Here is a 24,948-nt window from a genome sequence, read left to right as displayed (position 1 = left end):
GATCACCAATAATTTGGGTAGGCGTTGATGAACATTTTGTCGGTCTCGATTTCGAAAATCTCCACGCAAAGTATTGATTCGGCCAACGCGCCGTCGCTACTCAGCGTGCCTCTAACGACACGCTTACCCTCGGTCAGAGCGACTGAAATTCGTTCAAAGACCTCTGGTGTTATGTCGAAATCACGATCAGCGGCTACTTGGTCGATTCCTACAATTCTCTCGCCGTTCGCAATGGAGCTGTTCAACTCCTCGTACATGGAGACGAAAAGGTTGCCCAATGGACCTTGGTCTGAGGCACCGACAGCTTCGAAGAAGCTTTCCTTTGTAAACTGCCGGTCCGAGATATATATGAATGACGTCGAAGAGCTGTTGGACACAAAATCCATTTTAATTTTCATGGCCAGACTTCCACTTATCTAAAGCCTCTAACACCGACTCCAAGTAGTTGTCGCTGTATGACGGGTCCACCATTTGAGGTAAGTGTTTGATCCGAAATATGTGTTGCTGATTTAGCTCTTCCTCTCCGAGGCGCTCGCCGTAGCACATTTCAATGTAGTCGCTAAGATTTAGGTACTCGACGCAATAATAGCGCCGATATTCCTCCTTGAGATCAATGGATCCAAGGAAAAGGCTATCATAAACACGTTCTGTAATTTGAGCGGCCAGACCATTAGGTTTGACCGATAATATATCGAAAAACTCTGGAAGCGAAGGCGGCCTAGGGAAAGGCAGTATGACCTTGGCGTCGCTCATTGCGTCACACCCACGAACGCATTGATTGATCGCGCGAAGCCTGCAATTCTGGCCGAGCGTGCGTTCTCAACGAACGAAAAGCAGGCAGGGTTTCTGCCGCGTCCCTTGATCTGAGCCAATGTAGACCGAAGTTCAAACTGTTGGCCGACCTTAGCTAGAATCGAAAGCTGAATGACGAACGCTAGGTGGTCGTCGTCAAAGCCCTTGTCTGTCGCCGCAGCGTCTAGCCATGCAGCAAGAAACTCCTCTATAGGATTTGCTTCATAGCTGGGAACGTAGGCTCTGGTCCGGAAAAGGATATAAAAGAGCTCCGACACATCCGGATCGGCAAGTGAATTAATATGATCAATTAACAATCGCCTATTAAGTGTTCGTTCATTGGTCCCTCTATTGAACAGAAAAACGCCAATCCGTTGAACGACCTCTCTCTTCCTGTTGACGTTGAGGTACTCCAACACACGTCTACGATCATCGTCATTCTGGTATTCGTGAGGAAGAGTGCCAATCGCTATTGAATAGTGAACGTCGAAATCTTCCGCTGCTTCGCAGTGTCTGAGAATATTAGAATCGCCGGTTTGACGCGCGAGAAGGTAGACGTACTTGAAAACGCCTTCATAGATCGGAAGGGGTCGAAGCCTATCCAGCACTTCAAGGAATCTTGAGAAGCCGGATTTTGCGAGGCGGTCCACGAGGTAGAGACCGATGACGAAATCGCGCAGTTCATCATAGGTGAACGATATCGTCTCATCGAGCATCGTCTGAAGGGTCTTTTCCGCAGGCTCTCGCCTTAGAATTATGTCTTCCGACACCAGACGATCGACAATTTGCTGTTGTGGATGGGTATATCCACCGACGTTGATGCTGTGGTACCGATCTGCGGAAAGCATATGCTCAACGATCTTGTAGAGGCACGAGAGGAATTCCTGCTTCAATTCGGGTGGAAGGCTGTCTCCTTTGCGGAGCAAATAGTTTTCATAGAGTGTCACCTTGTATATATCCGAGATGACGCCCTTATCCTGCCCTTCGTTAAGGTCGCAGAATATTCTCATCATCAGCAGGTCACTTTTGAGAAAGTCAGCCGCCCGATCCGAAAGATGCGCCTGGATGTTGAAATGAGTCAAATAGGACAACAGCATCCGTTCGAGGCTCTCGTCCGACATATCAGCTTTCAAGTCATTGATGCGCAGAATAGCGTCAGCAAATGGTTGGTGGAGAAGCGAAGCGAATTTGCTCTCGAAGAACTCAGTTCTGCATGTGATTATGACTTTGATGAATTCATATTGGCAAACCGCGTTAAGGAAATCTGAGAGCTCTGACAAGAAGCTCTCTAAGTCTTTCACTTCATTGATGCCGTCAATTGCGATGACGAACGGCTTCTGTATTCCTTTCGAAATCTGATTGAACAGATCGAGTATCGTATGGATGTCGTCGCGCTTCGGTAGGAAGCGGTTTTGGGATATGAACGAAAGGAGGCGGCTCGGATGAGCGTACTTGTTCAATTCCCGTGCTGGAATGAACACTGACGGAATTTCGAATTTCCCGAATTGATTTTCAACAAGATCGCAAAGAAAATTCGTTTTCCCCTGCCCGGCTGCGCTGGTGATAAGCATAATTTTGCATTCTGTTGTATTAATGAGCGCGAGCGCCTCATTGTATATTCTCTCTAGCCCACTTGCTGTTCCTTCAATCGCAAGCTTTAGCAAGGATTGCATGGCTTTCTTCTCTGGGGCGACATCGTACTCCGGATTGGTCACCTTCGGTGAGTATCCCAGCGGGTTCACTCGTTTCAGCTCTTGATCGATGAGCCTTTTCCTGTCGGACAAATGACTGAACACTTCTCGCAACGACCGCGGATAATCGGCATCACACAGAGTCGTAATACTGGATTGAAGTGGATTGATGCCGACCTTGGGAAGATAGCGATTTAGGTAGGAATAATCGGCTTTTCGGAGCTTGTCCTCGATCTTTCGTGAGAAGAAGACCGGATGGCCAAAAAGTCGAGTGGTTTCCTTCGATTTTGTTGGCTCTACAAAAATTGAAGGTATGTACTTCTTCGTTCTTTTTTCAATTTCAATTTTTGAGTTACTGAATTGCAAGAATCCATTCAGGTCTGACTTGAATTGATTGTAATCTGTCCGCCGGTCAAACTCAGCCGCTAGGGATTCGTAAAGTTGCGTTATTTTGTCAATTGGCGCTGACGCAATCTTGGCGATGAGGTCTGTGTAGTCGATGATGTTGACATCAGGAGAAAATGTGATCGTCTGTCGCGCAATTTCTGCCTTGAGTGCTTCTGATGTGTAAGACCGCTGCTTCTCGGTTATAATTAATACAAAAAGTTTATTGTAGACAGAGTCGAGCTTATATTCGCGGAATTTCTCAAGTGTGTATACTACCTTCGAGCTGCTACCGTCGGATGTTACCTGGAAAGAGTAGCCAGTAACGTTGCACCCGAGATCGACAGACGGGAAATTCGCCTTTATCACGTTTTGGTTTTTTAGAGCCGAGCAGTCATATACGATAGATAGAATTGGGATAAAAAAATTCTCTGCAATCTTGTTGATATCGAAGTGGTCGCACGCGTTGTTGCATTTTATTTCGACGATCAAATGCGCAAAATAGCTCTTAATTTGATTTAGGTATTCCTGACTGTTCATCGTATACGTCAGCCATTTCCCGAATATTAGATAGATAAACAAAATTGTACGCGGAGTCGGAGATTATGGAAACTGGGAAATGTGCAATAGTCGAAATCGGCTCCTGATGCATTACTCGAGGCAGATATGTACGCCGTGATGCAGAAGCCGCCTTTAGTCGTCGTGCAAGATAGGTTGGCCGTCTTTTTTCGCCGCGCCAGGTCTGGTCAAACGTCCCACCTGGTTGACGTCGCTGCCTATTTCCCCGCCAGCTCCTTCAGCCTGTACAGCGCGTCCAGCGCCTCGCGCGGGGTCATTTCGTCGGGGCTCAGGCCCTTGAGCGCCTCGCTCAGCGCGTCGTTGGCGACCGGCTTGGCCGCCTCGCGCTTCACCGCGACGGAAAACAGCGGCAGGTCGTCGACGAGCTTGTTGGCTTTCCCGGAGGTTTCGCCTTCCTCGAGCTGGTGCAGCACCTCCTTGGCGCGCGCCACGACAGCGTCGGGCAGGCCAGCGAGGCGGGCCACCTGCACGCCGTAGGAGCGGTCGGCCGCACCCTTGCCGACCTCGTGCAGGAACACCACTTCGCCCTCCCACTCCTTCACCCGCATCGTCACATTGTGCAGGCGGCCGAGCTTGCCGGCGAGTGCTGTCAGCTCGTGATAGTGGGTGGCGAAGATGGCGCGGCAGCGGTTCTTCTCGTGCAGATATTCGACCGCCGCCCAGGCGATCGACAGGCCGTCGAAGGTGGCGGTGCCGCGGCCGATCTCGTCGAGGATGACAAGCGTGCGCTCGCCCGCCTGGTTGAGGATCGCGGCCGTCTCCACCATCTCGACCATGAAGGTCGAGCGCCCGCGCGCCAGGTCGTCGGAGGCGCCGACGCGGCTAAACAGCCGGTCGACGACGCCGATATGGGCGCGCTCGGCGGGCACGAACGACCCCATCTGGGCGAGGATGGCGATCAGCGCGTTCTGGCGCAGGAAGGTAGACTTACCGCCCATGTTCGGGCCGGTGAGCAGCCAGATGGCGCCGTTCTTGTCGTTGCCGTCGGGCGACAGCGTGCAGTCATTGGCGACGAAGGGGGCCGAAGCCGTGCGCCTCAGCGACTGCTCGACAACCGGATGGCGCCCGCCCTTGACGTCGAAGGCAAGGCTCTGGTCGACCTGCGGCCGACACCAGGCCTCGCCTGCCGCAAGGGCTGCGAGGCCCGTCGAGACGTCGAGCACCGACAGCGCGTTGGCGCCGGCGCGGATCGCATCGGCATGGGTCACCGCCTCGGCCACCAGCTGGTCGAAGGCGGCGAGCTCGATCGTCAGCGCCCGGTCGGCGGCGTTGGCGATCTTGGTCTCGAGGCCGGCGAGTTCGGTGGTGGTGAAGCGCATCGCGCTCGCCATGGTCTGGCGGTGGATGAAGCGCGCCTTGGCTTCGTCGCTGCCGTTGAGCGCCGCCTGGTTGTTGGCCGTCACCTCGATGTAATAGCCGAGCACGTTGTTGTGGCGGATCTTGAGCGAGCGGATGCCCGTCTCTTCGATCAGGTCGCGCTCCATGCCGGCGATCACCCGCCGCGACTGGTCGCGCAGCGACCGCATCTCGTCGAGCTCGCCATGGTAGCCTGAGCGGACAAACCCGCCGTCGCGCTTGAGCAGCGGCAGCTCCTCGCCGAGCGCTGTGTCGAGATGGCCGGCGAAATCGGCGGGCAGGGCCGATATCGCCGCAATCGCCGTCGCCAGCTCCTTCGGTAATGTCGCCCCGGCAAACAGCCCGGCAATCGTCCGCGCGGCGGAAAACCCCGAGCGCAGCGCGCCGAGATCGCGCGGGCCGCCGCGGTTCAGCGCCAGCCGCGACAATGCGCGCGGCATGTCGGCGACGCCCTTGAGGCTGGCCCTGAGCGCATCGGAAAGCCTGGTCTCGCCCATGAAGAACGACACCGCGTCGAGTCTGCCGTTGATCGCGTCGGGATCGGTCAGCGGCGACATCAGCCGGTCGGCCAGAAGCCGCGCGCCGCCGCCCGTCACCGTGCGGTCGATGGCGCGGAACAGCGAGCCGTCGCGGTTGCCCGACAGCGTGCGCAACAGCTCCAGATTGGCCCGTGTCGCCGGGTCGATGAACAGGGTGGCGCCTTCCTGCTCGCGCTCGGGTCGCGACAAAGGCGGCCGCTCGGCCTTCTGCGTCTTTTCGACATAGGCGATGACGCCCGAGATCGCCGACAGTTCGGCACGCGAGAACGCGCCAAAACTGTCCGGCGTCGCCACGTCGTAGAAACGCGCGATGCGGCTGGGCGCCGAGGTCGAATCGAACAGGCTCGGCGGCTGCGGATTGACGATGCGCCCGACGAGGTCGAAGGTCGGGCGCAGCTCCTCGTCATGGAACGCCGGCTCGGCGACGATCAGCTCGCGCGGGTCGATGCGGAAGATGTCGGCGGCGAGTTTTTCCGGTGTCGTCTCGGCGACGCGGAAGATGCCGGTGGAGATCTCGATCCAGGCCAGCGCGAGGCTCGCTTCGCCCGCACCCTTCACCCGCCCCAGCGCCATCAGGAAGCTCGATTCCTGCGGCGCCAAGAGCTTGTCCTCGGTGATCGTGCCCGGCGTCACCAGCCGCACCACGTCGCGCTTCACCACCGATTTCGAGCCGCGCTTCTTGGCCTCGGCCGGGTCCTCGATCTGCTCGCACACCGCGACGCGATAGCCTTGCCCGATCAGCTTCTGCAGATAGTCGTCCGCCGCATGGATCGGCACCCCGCACATCGGGATGTCCTGGCCCTGGTGCTTGCCGCGCTTGGTCAGCACGATGCCGAGCGCCCGGCTCGCCTTCTCGGCGTCGTCGAAGAACAGCTCGTAGAAGTCGCCCATGCGGTAGAACAGCAGCGAATCCGGGTTCGCCGCCTTGATCTCGATGAACTGCTCCATCATCGGCGTCGGCGGCGCATGCACGGCGGCGTCGGCCGGCCCCCGGGTTTCCCCGAAGTCAGCTTCCGCGTTGATGGTCGGTCGATCGTTCACGCCAGGGCCTGCGAAAAAATGAAAACCACCCCACTGCTTGGCGGTTTACAGCGCCGATGTGTAGCCTTAATCCGGAACCCTCCACAAAAAGAATATTTCAGGGACAGGGACGCTTCTCATCATGGCCGCCAACAAGAAAACCGACAACACGGGCCCCTCCGTCAGCGCCGAGGAGGCGCTCGAGTTCCACGCCATGGGCCGCCCCGGCAAGCTGGAGGTCGTTCCCACCAAGCCGATGGCGACGCAGCGCGACCTCAGCCTCGCTTATTCGCCCGGCGTCGCCGTGCCGGTGAAGGCCATCGCCGAGGACCCGAGCCGCGCCTTCGACTACACCACGCGTGGCAACATGGTCGCCGTCATCTCCAACGGCACCGCGATCCTCGGCCTCGGCAATCTCGGCGCGCTCGCCTCCAAGCCGGTCATGGAAGGCAAGTCGGTGCTGTTCAAGCGCTTCGCCGACGTCGATTCCATCGACCTCGAGGTCGACACCGAGGACGCCGACGAATTCATCAACTGCGTGCGTTTCCTCGGGCCCTCCTTCGGCGGCATCAACCTCGAGGACATCAAGGCGCCCGAATGCTTCATCATCGAGCAGCGCCTGCGCGAGCTGATGGACATCCCCGTCTTCCATGACGACCAGCACGGCACCGCCATCATCGCCGCCGCCGGCCTGATCAACGCGCTGGAGATCACCGGCCGCGACATGAAGACCACCCGCCTCGTCTGCAACGGCGCCGGCTCCGCCGGCATCGCCTGCATCGAGTTGATCAAGGCGATGGGCTTCGCCCCCGAAAACGTCATCCTGTGCGACACCAAGGGCGTCGTCTACCAGGGCCGCACCGAGGGCATGAACCAGTGGAAGTCGGCCCACGCGGTCAAGACCGAGCGCCGCAGCCTGGCCGATGCCATGGATGGCGCCGACGTCTTCTTCGGCCTCTCGGCCAAGGGCGCGCTGACACCCGCGATGGTCGAATCGATGGCCAAGAACCCGATCATCTTCGCCATGGCCAATCCCGATCCCGAGATCACGCCCGAGGAGGTCGCCGAGATCCGCACCGACGCCATCATGGCCACCGGCCGTTCGGACTACCCGAACCAGGTCAACAACGTGCTCGGCTTCCCCTACATCTTCCGCGGCGCGCTCGACGTCCGCGCCACCACCATCGACGACAACATGAAGGTCGCCGCCGCCCAGGCGCTGGCCGACCTCGCCCGCCAGGACGTGCCCGACGACGTCGCCGCCGCCTACCAGGGCAACCGGCCGAAGTTCGGCCCCAACTACATCATCCCGGTGCCGTTCGACCCGCGCCTGATCTCGGCCATCCCGGTCGCCGTCGCCCGCGCCGCCATGGAATCGGGCGTCGCCCGCCGGCCGATCCTCGACCTCGCCAAATACGCCGACGAGCTCTCCGCCCGCCGCGACCCCATCGCCTCCACCCTGCAGCGCATCTACGACCGCGTCCGGCGCCAGCCCAAGCGCGTCGTCTTCGCCGAGGGCGAGGAGGAGCAGGTCATGCGGGCCGCCGTCTCCTACGTCAACCAGAAGCTCGGCACCGCCATCCTTCTCGGCCGCGACGACGTCATCAAGGAAAACGCCAGGCAGGCCGGCATCGACCTCAACAAGCCGGGCCTCGAGATCATCAATGCGCGGCTGTCGCGCCGCAACGCCATCTATGCCGACTTCCTCTACGAGCGGCTGCAGCGCAAGGGCTATTTGCTGCGCGACTGCCAGCGCTTGATCAACAACGACCGCAACCACTTCGCCGCCTGCATGGTGGCGCTCGGCGACGCCGACGGCGTCGTCACCGGCGTCACCCGCAACTACTCGACCGTGCTCGAAGACGTCCGCCGCGTCATCGACGCCAAGCCCGGCCACCGCGTCATCGGCGTGTCGATCGTGCTCGCGCGTGGCCGCACCGTCATCGTCGCCGACACCGCCGTCCACGACATGCCCAATGCCGAGCAGATCGCCGACATCGCCGAGGAAGCCGCCCACTTCGCCCGCCGCATGGGTTACGAGCCGCGCGTCGCCATGCTCGCCTACTCGACCTTCGGCCACCCTGCCGGCGAGCGCTCCGAGCGTGTCCAGGAAGCGGTCAAGATCCTCGACAAGCGCCGCGTCGATTTCGAGTATGACGGCGAAATGGCCGCCGACGTCGCCCTCAACCACCGCCTGATGCAGCAGCAATACCCCTTCTGCCGCCTCTCCGGTGCCGCCAACGTGCTGGTCATGCCGGCCTTCCACTCCGCCGCCATCTCGACCAAGATGCTGCAGGAACTCGGCGGCTCCACCGTCATCGGCCCGCTTCTCGTCGGCCTCAACAAGCCGGTCCAGATCGTCCCGCTGAACGCCAAGGACTCCGACATCGTCAACATGGCGGCGATCGCTGCGTATAACGCGGGGACTTGAGGCGCGGTTCGCGAAGCGAACGAAAAGCCCCCAAATGGGCTTTTCGAGCGCCTCGAGGCCCTGAGCCGTAGCGAAGGGCATAGCGCTGCCGCTTTCCTTGCGTCGCCAGCCGGTTGGGCGAGGCGCCGAAGCTGCCGATCTCCCTCCTTGTGGGGGGTGAGGAGTGGTTGCCGCAGGCAACGAAAAGCCAATTGCTTGGCTTTTCGAACGACGAACGCCCGGCAGGGCAGAGGGGGGTGCGAAGGATCGCGAGGCCTTGCCCTTCTTCTGCTTCCGGGATGTTACTTCCAATCCGACGAGAGTTCATCGCCCGACTCGCGCCTACGACGCCGATGCGAGGTACCGGCTGGAAGCTACTGCACCAAGCAATCTGATCTAACTACCTGAAAGCCTTCAAAACCTTCGCTAGCCAGCATCGTTCTGATGTCCTGGGCAGTCAATTCACATCGAGGGCCGCACGTTACTCTCTCGATTGCCCGCGCGTAAACGGCTCTGCCATTGGAGAATCTGCCATACTCAAAGTCGAGATACTTGACGTCACGCCCACGGGATTGTCTTATAAGTGGCTTGCGCCAGCGAACGTAAGTGTCGTCAGGATTGATCGACGTTATTTGCGTCAAAAATTCTTCTGGCTCCGGCTTTGTGTTCCGCTGAATTAAGGTGACCCGGACCTCTCTTTCGTACTTCCACGAGTTGTGCTTGACTAGGGTGGTAGCCGCAAGCGCTTCACCTAACGTCAAAGCTCTCTGCAATGTGTGAGGCGCGCCCATCGTCGCGGCCGACTTTTTGACGAGAATTCTAAAGAATTCATGCAACTTCTCATCTGCATATCGAACGAGTTGCAGTTGGTCGAAATCCGATGCTTACACCTCTACCTCCGTCCGCGTATTCTCTCCACATCGGAAGTTGATCTCCATCCAAGGAGAAGCAACTTGTATAGCAGGTGGACAACGGCTTGAACCGTTGCATCTCTGCCAGAAAGGCCTCCATATGCCGACGGGTGACGCCGGCCACATCGTTGTCCCTGTACGAACTGACCGCTTGCTCCAATAGGCTTTCGCCAAGCTTAAGTTCTCGTGGATCGTTTGAGGCTGTGACATCCGAAAGCCAGAGCTTTTTGGAACTGATAATCCCGGCAAGTCCAGCTGAGTTGGCATACGCGAAGAGAGTTCTATTCGGCGTGTATTCGAAAAAGGCCATATGAATTCAGATCCAGGCGATTGTCTGCAAACAAATTATAGGTGAAAGTTTTCTGACCTCGTAGATTTTATAGATTTCGAGAACTCACGTTATCACGTATCCTGGTTGAATTTAGACCTCTAAAGTTTGCGCCAAGCGTTCTTTTTGCCCTTGACCTTAGGGATCTGTTCCAGTTGACCCCTGTCTCGGAGGCGATAGAACACGTTTTTCATCGTGTTTTCTGATTTTATACCAGTAAGTTCTCTAGCAATCTGATTTGTAATCTCATCGTGATCTTTCAAGTAGTCCAAGACTAATTGCTCAGGAGAGGCGAGGCTCTCGTGTTTGAGGGTTACCACCAGTGAGGCATCTGTCTCGTCGAATTGGGGTTGTTTTAGTCGAAGTTTTTCCATTGCCTCAAAGGCCGTGTTAATGCCCTCGCCAACGTCTTTGTTCGGTGGATTCTTAAATTTGTTAATAAGGCGAACAATCTTTGGGTTTCGCGCAAATTGTGTTTTCTTAATGTTTGCAAGTGTGACATGGCCTGGAAGGCGGCCCGGACTTTCAATTTCGACTCGGTTGTCAAAAATTCGGACCTGAACATCAGACGCTATACTGTAGTCACGATGAAGAACGGCATTTGTCACTAGTTCATGAAGGGCTTCCTGCGGGTATGTGATACGTTCCATACCCTTTTCCCCCATCTTTTCGATCCCTTCGATAATTTGCTTCACCCGGTCTACAGTGTCGTAGATGAGATGATACAGGGGGCCTTCAATTGTCTCCGGGTCAAAGGCCAAGAAATCTCGCTCCGCGTCAGCTTTCGTCTGGTAGCGAAGGATCTTAACTGCAGATCTTTTGGGTAGAATGGCTTGCGGATTGTCGGAGAATAACAAAACGCCTGCTACTGTTGGTTTTTTTGCTGGAGCACAAATTGTTTCGTCAACCAATCCTCAGGCTCGCCGGTAGGGATTGTCTCTATAAGAAATTCTATTATGGTTTCAGAATTTGTAATTTCGACTGAATCTAGGCCGAGTAATTCATCTTCATATGTTTGGATCCCCTTGTCGTATCGCAATCGCTCAAGTGCGTCATCTTTGACAGGCAAGCTAGAAGCATTGCTCCTGATGTAAATTCGTCCATCGCTGGCAGCAGTGATATTTTGAGTCTTTGAAACGGTTACATGGAGAACCAATCCTTTGGCGCCATCAGCCTGAAGAAATTGCATCGAAAAATTCTTACTAAGGGGGTCTAATTCGTGGACCACTTGGAAGAAAGCATTTGCTGCCTCCGGATCGTCAAATCCATCCCAGGTTCGTTCCTTGCCGTCGACACCTTCAAGTTCTTCGATACCAACATATATTTCCCCTCCTCCGGCATTTGCGAAAGCGGATACGGCTTTCGTGAATTTCGCAGGGGTGATGGCCTTTCCCTTTAAGTCGGCGAAATGCCCTTCGTTAAGAAGCAGGAGAGCTTCTACGTCTTCCTTGGAAATTTGCTTTATCTCAGCCACCGGAATCCCCCTTTTGCTCCGAGCAAGTACGACTGCATCGCCACAACGTCATCCGCGGTTCGTTTCGTGGAGACTGAAGTGCTGGAGAATCGGCCGAAGATTTGCATCAGGCTAGAGTAGGCTCTTAGCACGCTCGTAGCCAGATAGTTTCGCTTGGAGTTAATTGGATTAAGTGTGCTGGAGATGCTTTTCTTGTCAAGATATCGGACCACTATGCAGCTGTGCGTTGTTTTGCGGTGTTTGGAGTTTGGAAGTCTGGCAAGATGACTAATCGGGGTGGGCTGTCGGCACAAATTTGGCCCACCCTTGTCACTATCTGTCAGCAATCTCGCCCCCAAACCCGCCCCCGTTTTTCCACACCCCCTGCCACCTCCCGTATCATCCCCCGCAGTTCCTCCCGCGGGAACGCCGGTCGCGACGGTGACATGCGGGGAGGAGCCGGCGCCTCCGGCGATGGGCTGACGTAGCCTGTTGCCCGGGGAGGTTCCGTCCGAGGGTTCCCCTCCGGGTACTACGGCCCGGGTGCGCTGGACGATGCGCTAGTGGGGCAGGGGCGAAAATGCCCGTGCTTCGAGAAGCGGAACGGGCGGAGACAGAAATCGCCGGCGGAGCGCGGGTTCGCGCCATTCACTTGTTTTCGGCAGGCACGGCCCCGCGCCCCGCTTCCCGAACTACCTCATCCTGAGCTTGTCGAAGGATGACAAAGGCCAGACCGGAAACGGGGCGTGGCGAGGGGCGAGCTTGGTCTCTTCTCCCCGTTCTTACGGGGAGAAGGTGCCGGCAGGCGGATGAGGGGCAGAGCAAACAGTGAAAGACGTGGCGCCGCCCCTCACCCGACCGCTTCGCGGCCACCCTCTCCCCGTAAACGGGGCGAGGGAAAAGGAAGGCTCAGAGCAACCCGGCCTGTTCGGCCTCGCGCTTCAAATTCTGCCGCGGGCGCGGGCCGATCTGCTGGATCACGAGACCTGCGGCCAGCGAGCCGAGGTCGCCGCAATCCTTGAGGCTGCGCCCTTGCGTATAGCCAAACAGAAAGCCGGCGGCGTAGAGGTCGCCGGCGCCGGTCGTGTCGACCAGTTCGTTGATCCTGGTCGCCTCGATGACAACGGTTTCATCGCCGCGCACGATGACAGAACCCTTCTCGGAGCGGGTGATGGCGGCGAGCTTGCAGTCCTTGCGGATCTGGGCGAGCGCCTCGTCGAAGGACGACGTCTCGTAGAGCGACTTGATCTCGTGGCTGTTGGCAAACACGATGTCGACCGTGCCGGAGCGCATCAGCTCGAGGAATTCGGCGCGGTAGCGGTCGACGCAGAAACTGTCCGACAGCGTCATCGACACTTCGCGCCCGGCGGCGTGCGCGTGTGCCGCCGTCATGCGGATCGCCTCCTTGGCCAGCGGCGGGTCCCACAGATAGCCTTCGAAATAGGTGACCTTGGCACCCTTGGCCTTGTCGGCCTCGACGTCGTCGGGCCCGAGCTCGACGCAGGCGCCGAGATGGGTGTTCATCGAGCGCTCGCCGTCGGGGGTGACCAGGATCATCGAGCGCGCCGTCGGCGGGGTACCGTCCAGCGGTTTCGTGTCGAAGGCGACGCCCTGGGCGCGGATGTCGTGGGTGAAGACCTCGCCGAGATGGTCGCGCGACACCTTGCCGAAATAGGCGGCGCGGCCGCCGAAGCTGGCGATGCCCGCCGCCGTGTTGCCGGCCGAACCGCCCGAGGCCTCGATCGCCGGGCCCATGCGCGTGTAGAGCAGCTCGGCGCGCTCGGCGTCGATCAGGTTCATCGCGCCCTTGATGATGCCGTTGTCGGTCAAAAAGGCCTCGTCGCATTGCGCGATGATGTCGACGATGGCGTTGCCGATGCACAGCACGTCATATTGGCTCATCAGGGTCTCCGCGGCACTTTGGCCATGACAGGCGCCGACAGCTCGGCAAAACGTGTTGCGTTTAGCGGCTCGCGGCCCGTTTGCCTACCCGGCAATTTGGCCGGTCCGCGCTTGAGGCCGGCGATGCGGCACCTTATCTCAGGGACCGAACAGGGAGCGACCACGCCAACATGATCCTCGACGCCGCCCGCACCGCCGCCAGCCAGCTGTTTTCGGCCGAGTTCCGCAGCGTGTTCCTGAAGACGCTGGGGCTGACGCTTTTGGCGCTGATCGCGCTGTGGTTCGGCATCCGCGAGGTCTTCGAATGGCTCGCCTGGCCGTGGATCGACGCCCTGCTGCCCGGCCTGCCCGCCTGGACCGGCTGGCTCGGCCTGATCGCGGCGATCGTCGCCGGCATCGGCCTGGCGCTCGGGCTGGCATTGCTGATCGCGCCGGTAACGGCCGTCGTCGCCGGCCTGTTCCTCGACGACGTCGCCGAGGTCGTCGAGAAGACCAACTATCCCCAGGACCGCCCCGGCCAGCCGGTGCCCGCCTTGCGCGCCATGGTGCTGGCGATCAAATTCTTCGGCATCGTCATCCTCGGCAACCTGCTGGCGCTGCTGCTGATGTTCATCCCCGTCGTCAACATCGGCGCCTTCTTCCTGGTCAACGGCTACCTGCTCGGCCGCGAGTTCTTCGAATTCGCCGCGATGCGTTTCCGTTCGGAAGAGGACGCCAAGGATCTGCGCCGCCGCAACGCCGGCACAGTGTTCATGGCCGGCATCGTCATCGCCGCCTTCCTCGCCGTGCCGATCCTCAACCTTCTCACCCCGCTCTTCGCCGCGGCGATGATGGTCCACCTGCACAAGAGCGTGTCGGCGGCCGAGCGCCGGCCGGCCATGGCGCGGGCATGACGATGGCGTTCGCGCGCGATTCCGACAGGCGGGGCGCTCAGCCCTCGCGGCCGAACATCGCCTGCAGCTTGGCGTACGCCATGCCGTCGCGGGCGAATTCGAACGTGCCCTGGCCCAGCATCTCGCGCGACGCCCGCTCCATCATGCCGAAGGCATATGCGGTGAGCTTGGAGCCGAGCGAGATGCGCTTGGCGCCGGCCTCGGCCAGCACCGCGACCGAAAAGCCCGGCACCGCCAGCACGTTGACCGGCTTGGTCACCGAACCGCACAGCGTCCGGATCATGCCGATGTCGCTGATCCCGGGCGCATACAGCACGTCGGCGCCGGCCTTCTCGAAGGCCTGCAGCCGCTTGATCGTGTCGTCGAGGTCGGGCCGGTCCCAGAGAAAATTTTCCGAGCGCGCCGTCAGCACGAAGTCGCTCTTCAGCGCCCGCGCCGCTTCCGCAGCCGCGGTCACGCGCTCCACCGCATGCGAGAACTCGTATATCGGCCTGTCGGCCTCGCCGGTGTGGTCCTCGATCGAGCAGCCGGCAAGGCCGGCGGCCTCCGCCGCGAAGATCGTCTCGCCGGCACTTTCGGGGCTGTCGCCCTTGCCTTTCTCGAGATCGGCCGACACCGGCAGGCCGGTGGCATGCGCCATGTCGCGGCAATGGTGGATCATCTCCTCGAAGCCGACGTCGCCGTCGGGTCGCCCCCGCGAGAAGGCATATCCCGCACTCGTCGTTGCCAGCGCCTCGAAGCCGAAGGAGGCGAGCAGCTTGGCGGTGCCGATGTCCCACGGATTGGGGATGATGAAGGCGCCGGGCGCCTCGTGAAGTTTCCGGAAGACCGCGCCCTTGTCCATTGCCTCGCCCTCGAGCTCAACCAAGGGTCCAATACTAGACCGGAGCGCGGAGGGCGACAAACCCGATTTCAGCCGATCGGGATCAGTCCTGCCAGCTTGCGCATGTCGTCGAACAGCACCGCGCCGGCGGCGGAAAGCCCGTCGCGGTCGGAGTGCGGGTCGGCGTGGTAGCCGAACACGCGCATGCCGGCGGCACGCCCCGCCTGGGCACCGGCGACGCTGTCCTCGATGACGATGCAGTCGGTCGGCTCGAAGCCCATCGTTCCGGCGGCATGCAGGAAGAGATCGGGAAATGGCTTGCCGCGCGCGACCATGGTAGCGGAGAACAGCACGTCGCGGAAATGGGTCAGCAGCCCGGTCTGGCCGAGCGTCATGTGCATCTTGTCGACGCGCGCCGACGAGGCGACGCAATAGGCGATGCCGGCGGATTGCACCGCCGTAACGAAGGTCTCGATATGCGGGATCGCCTGCACGCCCGTCTCGAAAAGTTCCGGCAGCTCGCGGTACCAGCGCTCGACGAAATCGGGGCCGAGGCTGGCGCCCGTCGCCTCGACCTCCGTCTGCACCGACACCAGGCTGCGGCCGACGAACTGGCGGCGGCACTCCTCGTAGCTGACGGGATAGCCGGCTTCGGTCAGCCAGGCCGACAGCCGACGGTTGGCCAGCGGCTCGGTGTCGACCAGCACGCCGTCGCAGTCGAAGATGACGAGCTTGGGCCTGCTCATGCCGTTCCGGTCGAGCCGAAGCCGCCATTGCCACGTTCGGTCGAGCCGGCGAGGCTGCGCTCCTCGACTTCGGCGCGGGTCACCGACGCGATGACGATCTGGGCGATGCGCATGCCGCGCTCGACATAGAAGTCCTCGTCGCCGTGGTTGATCAAGAGAACCTTGACCTCGCCGCGATAGTCGCTGTCGATGGTGCCGGGCGTGTTGAGGCAGGTGATGCCGTGCTTGTAGGCGAGGCCGGAACGCGGACGGACCTGGCCTTCGAAGCCTTCGGGAATCTCAAAGATAAGGCCGGTCGGCACCAGCGCCCGCTTGCCCGGCAGGATCAGCAGCGGCCGGTCCTCCGGAACTGCGGCGCGCAGGTCCATGCCGGCGGAGCCGCCGGTTTCGTAGGCCGGCAGGGCCAAGTCGCCGGCATGCGGCAAGCGGACGATCCCGATGACGGGGGCGGAAGAGTTTTCGGCGGCGGATTTCATGGCGGCGATCCTATGGGACGGTGCTCGGAGAACGTCAATCCCGATCTCCCCGTTGGGCGCGCGCAGGCACAGGGCTGTGTGGTTTTTGCACGACCCGGATGAACCTTTGCCACAGCCGCGACACAAACGGATGGAGAAGCTCGGCAGCGTGCGATTCTGCACATTTACCATTTGTTATCCATGCTGGCCGAGTGTGGGACGATGTCCCCGATGCGGACAGATATTGAGGTTGAAGAACCATGTGCCGGTGGGCCGCCTATCTCGGTGAAGAGGTCTTTCTCGAAGACATCGTTTCGGCGCCCTGCCACTCGCTGATCGCCCAGAGCCACTGCGCCCAGGAAGCCAAGTCGGCGACCAATGGCGACGGCTTCGGGCTCGCCTGGTATGGCGACCGTGCGGAGCCCGGGCTCTACCGCGACATCCTGCCGGCATGGTCGGACCCCAATCTCAAGAGCCTGTGCCGCCAGATCAAGTCGAGCCTGTTTCTGGCCCATGTGCGCGCCGCGACCGGCGGCGGCACCAGCCGCGCCAATTGCCATCCCTTCGTCTCGGGCCGCTGGAGCTTCATGCACAACGGCCAGATCTCGGGCTTCGAGCGCATCCGTCGCCGGCTCGAGGCCGCCGTCTGCGACACGCTCTACGACCAACGCCAGGGCACGACCGATTCCGAACTGTTCTTCCTGCTGATGCTGGAAGAAGGGTTGGATGCCGACCCGCAGGCTGCGGTGGCGCGCGCCGCGCGCCGCGTCATCGAAGCTTCCGAGGCCGTCGGCATGGCCGCCTCGTTCAAGCTGACGGCGGCGTTCAGCGACGGCGACAGCCTGTTTGCTGTCCGCTACGCCACCGACGCGCAGGCGCCGACGCTCTACACCCGCGACGGCGCCACCGGGCGTTGCATCGTCTCCGAGCCCTTCGACCGCGAGGGCGAAAGCTGGCAGGCGGTGCCGCCGTCGAGTTTCGTCACCATGACCCGGCAGGGCATGACGGTCAGTCCCTTCGAGCCGGCATCGGCGAAACTGGCAATGGCCGGCTGAAACCTGCTGACAGCGAACGATGGTTTGGCCGGCGGAACGCGGCCCTTCGCGCAAACGGATCGAACTGGCCTGAGAGATGACCTTGTCGGCCCGCTACACTGAATTGAGCCGGCTTGCCGACCTCGGCGAAGAGGTCGAGGCAGCGTGGTCCTCCGTCAGCGATCGCGCCGGAAGCTACCGGGTCCTGCCGGACGGTCGCTGCGACATCATTCTCAGGTTCGATGCCGGGCGGCGACCGATCGCTGGGGCGACCGTTGTCGTCACCGGCCCGACAACGCGCTTCTACGATGTCCCGATCGAACCCGGCATGGGGTTTGTCGGTATCCGGCTTCGACCGGGCTGTTTCGAGACGGTTCTCGGCTTCGAACCGGCGGACTTGGCAAACGCCAATCTGGTCGGCCCTGACGCTTTCGCCGCATGCCCCGACCTGGAAACACTCTGCGCGCCGGCGCGAGATGAGAACGAGCTCGTCGCGCGGCTGACGGCTTTTGTCCGGCGTCGCGTCGCCGACAGCAGCAGCAAGCCGGCGCCCATGGCCCGCGTCGTGATCAGTGCCTTTCACGCCTCCGGCGGCCGCCTCCGCATAGGCGACGTCGCCAATATGCACGCCATCTCGGAACGGACGGTGCAGCGCATCGTGGTCGGGGCAACGGGACTGGCGCCGAAGACCTTCGCGGCAATCCTGCGCTTCCATCGCGCCTTGCGGCTGCTGCGGGATCATCGCTTGAGCCCCGCCGACGCCGCACTGGAAGCCGGCTTTTCGGACCAGGCGCATATGAGCCGGGTGTTTCGGCGCATGGGCGGCTTTTCGCCGGCGCGGCTTCCCGACGTCACCCTCGTCAGTTTGCGCGACTGATGTCCGATTTGTTCAAGATCGGATCGGAGCAAGGCGTATTGATAGGCCACTAGCCGGGCGGAGTTCACCTCGGCCCAGTCCGGAGACCTGCGATGTCGGTACGCCTTGGCTACACCATCCTCTATGTCGCCGATGTCGAGGCGACGGTGTTGTTTTACGAGGCCGCTTTCGGCCTCCGGTGCAAGTTCATTCACGAGAGCAATCTCTACGCCGAGATGGACACCGGCGAGACGACGCTGTCCTTCGCCGGCGAGGCGATGGCCGAGATGAACGGGCTGGCCATTCGCGCCAACCGCAGGAAAGACCTGGCGGCAGGGTTCGAACTCGCCCTGGTCTTCTCGGACCCTCGCGAGGCCTACGGCCAGGCGGTTGCCGCAGGCGCCACGCCGGTGAAACTGCCCGAGAACAAGCCGTGGGGCCAGGTCGTCGGCTACGTCCGCGATCTCAATGGCTGCCTGGTCGAGATCGCTTCGGCGATGCCGGGCTGACGCGACGCACCAGCACGACAACCGACAACAGAGGAGGCCAAAAGATGCGCCCGACAACTGCATCTCCTTGCATCACGACAAAACGGGTCGGCGAGACCCGCGACTTCTACATCAGGCACTTCGGCGCGCGAGCCACCTTCGATTGCGGCTGGTTCGTCAGCCTTGACCTTGGCGCGGGGCTTTCGCTCCAGTTCATGGAGCCGCAGGGCGAACAGTCCCCATGCAACACGGCAGGACTGACCTACAATTTCTGTGTCGAGGACGTCGATGGCGAGCATCGGCTGATGACGGCGGCCGGGCTGGTGCCCGTGATGCCGATAGAAGACCATCCGTGGGGCGATCGCGGCTTTGCCGTGCAGGATCCAAATGGCGTCGTCCTCTATGTCTATGCCAACCGGGAGCCGTCCGCAGAGTTCCGCCAATTTTACGCGCCACAGGCCGGATGACCGCTAGTCGCATCCAGGCGTTTCTCGACGATCTGCGCGACCGTCACGCGGACCATTTCGCCATCGTGTCGCGGCTGCGCGAGATCGTTCTGCAGTCCGGTCCTGAGGTCTCCGAGGAGATCAAGTATGGCGGCATCCTGTTTTCGTCGCGGGCGGCATTTTGCGGCGTCTTCTCATATGCCGGTCATGTCACGCTGGAGCTCAGCGGGGGCGCGTCCCTGCCGGACCGGCACGGCGTGCTCCAGGGGCAAGGCACGTTGCGGCGCCACATAAAGCTGTTTGCCGTCACGGATATCGAGGATCGGCATGTCGCGGAATATGTCGGACTGGCGCGCCAGTCCGCCGACGCGTGAGCCGCCACACTTGAACTGCTCAATGGTGCATCAGCGCCTTGTTCATCGGCTCCCAATACATCTTCGGCCAGCCCTCATGGAGGCTGGCGTGGGCAGTGCGGGGATAGCCGTTCTGGTCGAAGATCAGCTTGGTGCCGCCGCCCTCGGCCTCGAGTTCGAAGCGGACGACCGAATAGATGCCCTCGGCCCACTGGCGCGAGCGCCACGCCTGGACGATACGGCGGTTGGGCACCAGTTCGAGGTTGCGGGCCTCGATGTCGCCGCCGAAGATCGACACTTCGCCGCCCTCATGCGTAGAGATATGGGCCGAACGTCCGCCCGTCATCGCCTGGAAGCGGGCGGAATTGAGAAGCAGGTCGTAGATGTCCTTCGGCGTGCTCTTGAGGTGCACTTCCTGATGGATGGTCATGGCGACCTCCCTGTATGCGGACAGCGCTTTCGACGGTATTTTCGGCCTGTCTCGGGGGATCGTCAATCTCGACATGGGCCCGTTGCCGGCCGCATGTCGAGACATCGGAAACGTCAGGCAGCTGCGCCCAGCGCCGCGTCGAAGCCGGCGAGAATGCCGCCCCAGCCGCCGTCGGAACCGAGCATGGAGCCCGTCTCACCATTTTGTGCTGTAGAAGCGGTCGCCCGGCGAAGCTCCTGACAGTCCGGTGGCAGGAGAGAGGTTGTAGTTTCGAGGTTCGGTTCGTACTTCAAGGGCGCTTCCTGCACGTTCGATGCACGGGAGCCGGCGCGGGGGCGCTGGACAGGGACAAGACGATGACGGAAGACCTGACGCAAGCCGCGCCGGCGCTCAAGGAGATTTTCGACCGAGACAGGCTTCGCCATATCGCCACCGAGACGGCTTCCATCTCGCCGGGTTTCGATGCGGAAAGATTCATGATGTTGGCGACCGAGGGCCTCGACGGCCTCGGCATCATGCAGCGCCTGCGGCAGACGGCGACGAGCCTGAACGGCTGCCTCGCGGGCAGCTTCGAGGACGCGGTTGCCGTTCTTTACGACCTGGCGCCACGCATCCAGCATGGTTTTGCCTCGATCGTGTTGCCGGAATTCGTCGCCCTCTACGGCCGGGCCGACTTCGATCGCTCGATGGAGGCGCTGCATTATTTCACGCGGTTCGGCTCGGCCGAGTTCGCCATACGCCATTTCCTCGCCGACGATTTCGACCGCACCATCAAGGTCATGCGCGGCTGGGCGCTCGACGACAACGAGCATGTGCGCCGCCTCGCCAGCGAGGGCTCGCGCCCGCGCCTGCCATGGTCGTTCCAGATGAAGAACCTGGTTTCCGATCCGTCGCCGACGCTGCCTATTCTCGAGGCGCTGAGGGCCGACCCGAGCCTTTACGTGCGCAAGTCGGTGGCCAACCACCTCAACGACATCTCCAAGGACAATCCGGGCCGTTTGCTCGAGCGCCTGGCCGGCTGGGACATGGCTGACAGGAACACGGCCTGGATCGTGCGTCACGCCTTGCGCACGCTGATCAAGAAGGGCGACCCGCAGGCGCTTGACCTGATCGGCACGACCGGCAAGCCCAAGGTCGACGTCGCGGCTTTTGCCGTGACACCGGCGTCGATTGCGCTGGGCGGGCGCATCGCGCTCAAGACCAGCATCGTGTCGACGGCACAGGAGCCGCAGCAGCTCGTGGTCGATTATGCCGTCCATTATGTGAAGAAGGCCGGCGGCACCTCGAAGAAGGTGTTCAAGCTCAAGGAGATCACCTTGCCGCCGGCGGGGCAGAAGGAACTGTCGATCAGCCAGGCGGTGCGCGACTTCACCACGCGCAAGCATTATCCCGGCCACCACCGTATCGAGCTGATCGTCAACGGCGAGACGGTCGCCGAAGGTGGATTCGAACTGCGCGGATAGGTTTGGCGCAAAGATCAAATTCAGAGTTGATTTGATCTCTATCCAACTTAAAAATTATTTGAGATATCAGTAGGATATGGAAGTTGAATTTATATATAAATTCAAAGACTTGCGAATTAAGATAATAACGAGCATCGATGGATGACGCGCCACGTCGAATTGATTGGCGCCTAAATCCATCGAGGACACGAAATGACCGGCTTCAATTATGTGGGCTCCGGCCCGTATTGCTATGCGAACGCCTTTGCCATGATGTTCGGCGCGGCGTCGCCCTCCGTCTCCGTGATCGAGTTCGCCATGTCGAGCCCGTTCGGCATGCAGCTCGTCGGCGGTTCGCTGCCGTTCTTCGATCCTTATGGCTGGGACCCCGAGAAGGGTTTTGCCGCTGCGCTGGCCGCTCTTGGCTGGACCTCCGAGGCGTCGAGCGGCGGCGGCGAAGCCGCGGCCCTTGCCCGGCTGAAGGCGGCGCTCGCCCAGGGTCCGGTGTGGATCGGCCCGGTCGAGATGGGGCATCTGCGCCACCAGCCCGGCATGCGCGGCCCGATCGAGGCGGATCACTTCGTCGTCGTGCTGGCGATCGAGGACGGGCGCGTGCTGATGCACGACCCGCAGGGCTATCCCTATGCAGAGCTGCCGCTGGCCGACTTCATGGCGGCGTGGCAAGCAGCGACGCTGATCTATGGCACGGCCTACTCGATGCGGACGGCGTTCCGGCGCGTGGCCGAGCGCACCGAACTCGAAATGCTAGAGGCGTCGCTGCCGGCGGCGCGGCGCTGGCTGGCGATGACCGACACCGGTGACATGCCCGGGGGCAGCCTTGGCAATGGTACGGCGGCCGAACGGCTGGCCGACATGATCGAACCGGGCTGCGACGACGGCCTGCGCGGCCATCTGATCCATTTCGCCGTCCGCGTCGGCGCCCGCCGGGTCAATGATGCGGCGACCGGGCTAGAGCGCATCGGCCGCACCGACGCGGCCCGGATCGCGGCCAGGCAGGCCCGGCTGATCGGCGCGCTGCAGCATCCGCTCGTCGTCGGCGACGACGCCAGGGCGGCCACGGCCCTCCGGGCGCTGGCGCCGACCTATGACGAGTTGCTGGCGGTGCTGTAGCGTCGTGGACAGGCGGGGCCCCGGCTGTTAGAAGCCCCGCCATCACAAGGAATCCCCGATGGCTGAAGACATCGAAAAGGCGGTGGCGCGCCGTCGCACTTTCGCGATCATCGCGCACCCTGACGCCGGCAAGACGACTCTGACCGAAAAGCTGCTGCTGTTCGGCGGCGCGATCCAGCTCGCCGGCGAGGTCAAGGCCAAGAAGGACAAGATCCAGACCCGCTCGGACTGGATGAAGATCGAGCGCGAGCGCGGCATCTCGGTCGTAACCTCCGTGATGACCTTCGAATATGGCGACAACGTCTTCAACCTGCTCGACACGCCCGGCCACGAGGACTTCGCCGACGACACCTATCGCACGCTGTCGGCGGTCGACAGCGCGGTCATGGTCATCGACGCCGCCAAGGGTATCGAGCCGCGGACGCTGAAGCTGTTCGAGGTCTGCCGCCTGCGCGACATCCCGATCATCACCTTCGTCAACAAGATGGACCGCGAGGCGCGCAACACCTTCGAGATCCTCGACGAGATCGAGGAGAAGCTGGCGCTCGACACCGCCCCGATCACCTGGCCGATCGGCCAGGGCAAGACCTTTGCCGGCACCTACCACCTCGCCCAGAACGCGGTGCGCCGCGGCGACGACGAGAAGGAGCGCACCGAGGTCCACGGCCCCGACTCGAACCGCGCCGCAGGCCTTTTGCCAGACAACGATCGCCCGGCCTTCATCGAGGAACTGGAGCTTGCCCGCGAAGCCTGCCGGCCGTTCGACCTCCAGGCGTTCCGCGAGGGCCACCTGACGCCAGTCTATTTCGGCTCGGCGCTGCGCAATTTCGGCGTGCGCGACCTGATCGAGGCTTTGGGCGAGTTCGGCCCCGCACCGCGCGCCCAGGAGGCCGACACCCGCAAGGTCGAGGCGACGGAAGAGAAGATGACCTCCTTCGTCTTCAAGATCCAGGCCAACATGGATCCCAACCACCGCGACCGCATCGCCTTCGTCCGCGTCTGCTCGGGCGAGCTCAAGCGCGGCATGAAGGCCAAGCTGGTGCGCACCGGCAAGCCGATGAGCCTGTCGGCGCCGCAGTTCTTCTTCGCCCGTTCGCGCATCACCGCCGACGAGGCCTATGCCGGCGACGTGGTCGGCATCCCCAACCACGGCACGCTGCGCATCGGCGACACGCTGACCGAGGGCGAGGACATCCTGTTCCGCGGCGTGCCCAACTTCGCGCCTGAAATCCTGCGCCGCGTGCGCCTCGGCGACGCGATGAAGGCCAAGAAGCTCAAGGAAGCGCTGCACCAGATGGCCGAGGAGGGCGTGGTCCAGCTGTTCCAGCCCGAGGACGGCTCGCCGGCCATTGTCGGCGTCGTCGGCGCGCTGCAGATCGACGTGCTCAAGGAACGCCTGTCGGTCGAATACACGCTGCCCGTCGATTTCGAGATGGCGCGGTTTTCGATCTGCCGCTGGATCGATGCCGACGATGCGGCCGACCTGCATCGCTTCATAGAAAGCCATCGCGGTGACATCGCCCGCGACCTCGACAACGATCCGGTGTTCCTCGCCCAGCACGAATTCTCGCTCAACTACGAGGCCGAGCGCTGGAAGATGATCCGCTTCGCCGCGATCAAGGACTACCAGGTCCGCGACAAGGTGGCTTGAGCGGGGCGGTGTTGCCGCCCCGTCTTCGCGTTTCGTCATTCCGTCATGCAAATCGCCTAATGGCATCGCAGCGTCGCCGTTTGCCCGTGGTCCAACCCATGGGGCGTGACAGGGCGGTGGCCGAGATGTTCAATGCGCCGTTGCCTGTCCAGGGCCCTGGCGTCGCCGGGGCGGGGGCTCTGGCATGGAGGATATGACGTCGCATGATGGTTTCAGCATTGATCGAGCGTGAATTGACCCGCGTGGGCTCTCCCGTGCGCAACGGCGTGTTCGTTGCAGTGGTCGGTCCCAGTGGCGCCGGCAAGGATACGCTGATCGCCTATGTCCGCGAGCGGCTGACCGACGACGATCACGTCGAATTCGCCCGCCGCGTCATCACCCGCAACAGCGACGGCGCCACCGAGGATCACGACACGCTGGCAGATGCCGCCTTCGTCGAGGCCGAGGCGTCGGGCGCCTTTGCGCTGTCGTGGGAAGCGCATGGCCTGCGCTATGGCATTCCGGCGTCGGTGGACGACGCGATCTCGGTCGGCCACGTCGTCGTCGCCAATACCTCGCGTGGCGTCATCCCGGCCCTGCGCGCACGCTATGCCCATGTCGCGGTGGTCGAGATCACGGCCGCCCCCGAAATCCTCGCCAGCCGTCTCGCCGCTCGTGGCCGCGAGTCGCGCGGCGAGGTCCTGGCGCGGCTGGCCCGCACCGTGCCGCACGATCTCTCGGGCCCCGGGCATGTGCTGATCGACAATTCCGGCGCAGCCGAGATCGCCGGCGAGAAGTTCCTGGCCGTACTGCGCCGCTCCGTCGCCTATGCGGACGTCTCCGGGCTTGTCTAGGT

Annotated in this window: 23 protein-coding genes; 11 read left to right on the top strand and 12 right to left on the bottom strand. The window is 61.5% G+C overall.

Annotated features, from left to right (window positions below):
* Positions 1–2 precede the first annotated feature (2 nt).
* From ASC75_RS06970 to mutS, 4 genes are all read right to left on the bottom strand, one after another.
* The gene (locus ASC75_RS06970; RefSeq protein WP_156381137.1) at positions 3–398 is read right to left on the bottom strand and encodes a hypothetical protein; all 396 of its coding nucleotides are present in this window, start codon (positions 396–398) and stop codon (positions 3–5) included.
* Positions 388–753, bottom strand: coding sequence for a hypothetical protein (locus tag ASC75_RS06965; protein ID WP_055972188.1), 366 nt, complete (start codon positions 751–753; stop codon positions 388–390). The genes ASC75_RS06970 and ASC75_RS06965 overlap by 11 nt, the downstream gene beginning before the upstream one ends.
* Positions 750–3,407: an SMEK domain-containing protein gene (locus ASC75_RS06960; protein WP_156381136.1), complete on the bottom strand. Its 2,658-nt coding sequence runs from the start codon at positions 3,405–3,407 to the stop codon at positions 750–752. Before ASC75_RS06960 ends, ASC75_RS06965 begins: the two co-directional genes overlap by 4 nt.
* A 236-nt stretch (positions 3,408–3,643) precedes the next feature.
* Positions 3,644–6,292, bottom strand: coding sequence for a DNA mismatch repair protein MutS (gene mutS / locus ASC75_RS06955; protein ID WP_210309531.1), 2,649 nt, complete (start codon positions 6,290–6,292; stop codon positions 3,644–3,646).
* 211 nt (positions 6,293–6,503) lie between these two features.
* Here mutS and ASC75_RS06950 point away from each other — a divergent pair, with 211 nt between their 5' ends.
* On the top strand, positions 6,504–8,792 hold the full coding sequence (locus ASC75_RS06950; RefSeq protein ID WP_055972181.1) for an NADP-dependent malic enzyme: 2,289 nt from the start codon (positions 6,504–6,506) through the stop codon (positions 8,790–8,792).
* Between the two features lie 1,319 nt (positions 8,793–10,111).
* Here the strand turns inward: ASC75_RS06950 and ASC75_RS26390 are convergent.
* The 3 genes from ASC75_RS26390 to ASC75_RS06935 form a co-directional block, all read right to left on the bottom strand.
* Positions 10,112–10,921: an ATP-binding protein gene (locus ASC75_RS26390; protein WP_200943440.1), complete on the bottom strand. Its 810-nt coding sequence runs from the start codon at positions 10,919–10,921 to the stop codon at positions 10,112–10,114.
* Positions 10,876–11,484 carry an ATP-binding protein gene (locus ASC75_RS26385; protein WP_200943439.1) on the bottom strand — a complete coding sequence of 203 codons (609 nt, stop codon included), beginning with the start codon at positions 11,482–11,484 and terminating at the stop codon, positions 10,876–10,878. Before ASC75_RS26385 ends, ASC75_RS26390 begins: the two co-directional genes overlap by 46 nt.
* 888 nt (positions 11,485–12,372) lie before the next feature.
* On the bottom strand, positions 12,373–13,365 hold the full coding sequence (locus ASC75_RS06935; RefSeq protein WP_055972175.1) for an adenosine kinase: 993 nt from the start codon (positions 13,363–13,365) through the stop codon (positions 12,373–12,375).
* A 170-nt stretch (positions 13,366–13,535) separates the two neighbouring features.
* Between ASC75_RS06935 and ASC75_RS06930 the strand changes: the two genes are divergently transcribed.
* Positions 13,536–14,258: a sulfate transporter family protein gene (locus tag ASC75_RS06930; RefSeq protein ID WP_055972173.1), complete on the top strand. Its 723-nt coding sequence runs from the start codon at positions 13,536–13,538 to the stop codon at positions 14,256–14,258.
* A 37-nt stretch (positions 14,259–14,295) separates the two neighbouring features.
* Here the strand turns inward: ASC75_RS06930 and ASC75_RS06925 are convergent, their stop codons facing one another.
* The 3 genes from ASC75_RS06925 to dut form a co-directional block, all read right to left on the bottom strand.
* On the bottom strand, positions 14,296–15,102 hold the full coding sequence (locus ASC75_RS06925) for an isocitrate lyase/phosphoenolpyruvate mutase family protein (protein ID WP_055972170.1): 807 nt from the start codon (positions 15,100–15,102) through the stop codon (positions 14,296–14,298).
* A 68-nt stretch (positions 15,103–15,170) separates the two neighbouring features.
* Positions 15,171–15,827: an HAD family phosphatase gene (locus ASC75_RS06920; protein ID WP_055972167.1), complete on the bottom strand. Its 657-nt coding sequence runs from the start codon at positions 15,825–15,827 to the stop codon at positions 15,171–15,173.
* Positions 15,824–16,303, bottom strand: a complete 480-nt coding sequence (dut, locus tag ASC75_RS06915; RefSeq protein WP_055972161.1) for a dUTP diphosphatase — start codon at positions 16,301–16,303, stop codon at positions 15,824–15,826. Before dut ends, ASC75_RS06920 begins: the two co-directional genes overlap by 4 nt.
* 239 nt (positions 16,304–16,542) lie before the next feature.
* On the opposite strand from dut, the gene ASC75_RS06910 reads away from it, so the two are divergent.
* The 5 genes from ASC75_RS06910 to ASC75_RS06890 all read left to right on the top strand — a co-directional run bounded on the left by ASC75_RS06910 (position 16,543) and on the right by ASC75_RS06890 (position 19,480).
* Positions 16,543–17,337, top strand: coding sequence for a class II glutamine amidotransferase (locus ASC75_RS06910; protein ID WP_055972158.1), 795 nt, complete (start codon positions 16,543–16,545; stop codon positions 17,335–17,337).
* Between the two features lie 76 nt (positions 17,338–17,413).
* On the top strand, positions 17,414–18,193 hold the full coding sequence (locus tag ASC75_RS06905; RefSeq protein ID WP_055972155.1) for an AraC family transcriptional regulator: 780 nt from the start codon (positions 17,414–17,416) through the stop codon (positions 18,191–18,193).
* 92 nt (positions 18,194–18,285) lie between these two features.
* Positions 18,286–18,681 carry a VOC family protein gene (locus tag ASC75_RS06900; RefSeq protein ID WP_055972152.1) on the top strand — a complete coding sequence of 132 codons (396 nt, stop codon included), beginning with the start codon at positions 18,286–18,288 and terminating at the stop codon, positions 18,679–18,681.
* A 44-nt stretch (positions 18,682–18,725) separates the two neighbouring features.
* The gene (locus ASC75_RS06895; protein WP_055972149.1) at positions 18,726–19,127 is read left to right on the top strand and encodes a VOC family protein; all 402 of its coding nucleotides are present in this window, start codon (positions 18,726–18,728) and stop codon (positions 19,125–19,127) included.
* Positions 19,124–19,480: a DUF1801 domain-containing protein gene (locus ASC75_RS06890; RefSeq protein WP_055972146.1), complete on the top strand. Its 357-nt coding sequence runs from the start codon at positions 19,124–19,126 to the stop codon at positions 19,478–19,480. The genes ASC75_RS06895 and ASC75_RS06890 overlap by 4 nt, the downstream gene beginning before the upstream one ends.
* A 19-nt stretch (positions 19,481–19,499) precedes the next feature.
* On the opposite strand, the gene ASC75_RS06885 is transcribed toward ASC75_RS06890, so the two are convergent.
* Together ASC75_RS06885 and ASC75_RS25920 are read right to left on the bottom strand one after the other, a co-directional pair.
* The gene (locus tag ASC75_RS06885) at positions 19,500–19,889 is read right to left on the bottom strand and encodes an SRPBCC domain-containing protein (RefSeq protein WP_055972143.1); all 390 of its coding nucleotides are present in this window, start codon (positions 19,887–19,889) and stop codon (positions 19,500–19,502) included.
* A 113-nt stretch (positions 19,890–20,002) separates the two neighbouring features.
* Entirely contained in the window at positions 20,003–20,182 is a 180-nt protein-coding gene (locus ASC75_RS25920; RefSeq protein ID WP_156381134.1) for a hypothetical protein, read from the bottom strand.
* A 63-nt stretch (positions 20,183–20,245) separates the two neighbouring features.
* Here ASC75_RS25920 and ASC75_RS06880 point away from each other — a divergent pair, with 63 nt between their 5' ends.
* The 4 genes from ASC75_RS06880 (at position 20,246) to phnN (ending at position 24,946) form a co-directional block, all read left to right on the top strand.
* A complete protein-coding gene (locus ASC75_RS06880) occupies positions 20,246–21,352 on the top strand; it encodes a DNA alkylation repair protein (protein WP_055972140.1) in 1,107 nt (368 codons plus the stop codon).
* A 192-nt stretch (positions 21,353–21,544) separates the two neighbouring features.
* Positions 21,545–22,462 carry a hypothetical protein gene (locus ASC75_RS06875; protein WP_055972136.1) on the top strand — a complete coding sequence of 306 codons (918 nt, stop codon included), beginning with the start codon at positions 21,545–21,547 and terminating at the stop codon, positions 22,460–22,462.
* Positions 22,463–22,520: 58 nt separating this feature from the next.
* Positions 22,521–24,113, top strand: coding sequence for a peptide chain release factor 3 (locus ASC75_RS06870; RefSeq protein WP_055972133.1), 1,593 nt, complete (start codon positions 22,521–22,523; stop codon positions 24,111–24,113).
* A 203-nt stretch (positions 24,114–24,316) separates the two neighbouring features.
* Positions 24,317–24,946 carry a phosphonate metabolism protein/1,5-bisphosphokinase (PRPP-forming) PhnN gene (gene phnN / locus ASC75_RS06865; RefSeq protein WP_055972124.1) on the top strand — a complete coding sequence of 210 codons (630 nt, stop codon included), beginning with the start codon at positions 24,317–24,319 and terminating at the stop codon, positions 24,944–24,946.
* Positions 24,947–24,948: the final 2 nt, after the last annotated feature.

The sequence above is a fragment of the Aminobacter sp. DSM 101952 genome, from assembly GCF_001424795.1.
Classification (GTDB): domain Bacteria; phylum Pseudomonadota; class Alphaproteobacteria; order Rhizobiales; family Rhizobiaceae; genus Aminobacter; species Aminobacter aganoensis.
The sequence above is the reverse complement of the archived record's forward strand: the minus strand, read 5'-3'. Positions and strand labels throughout refer to the sequence as shown.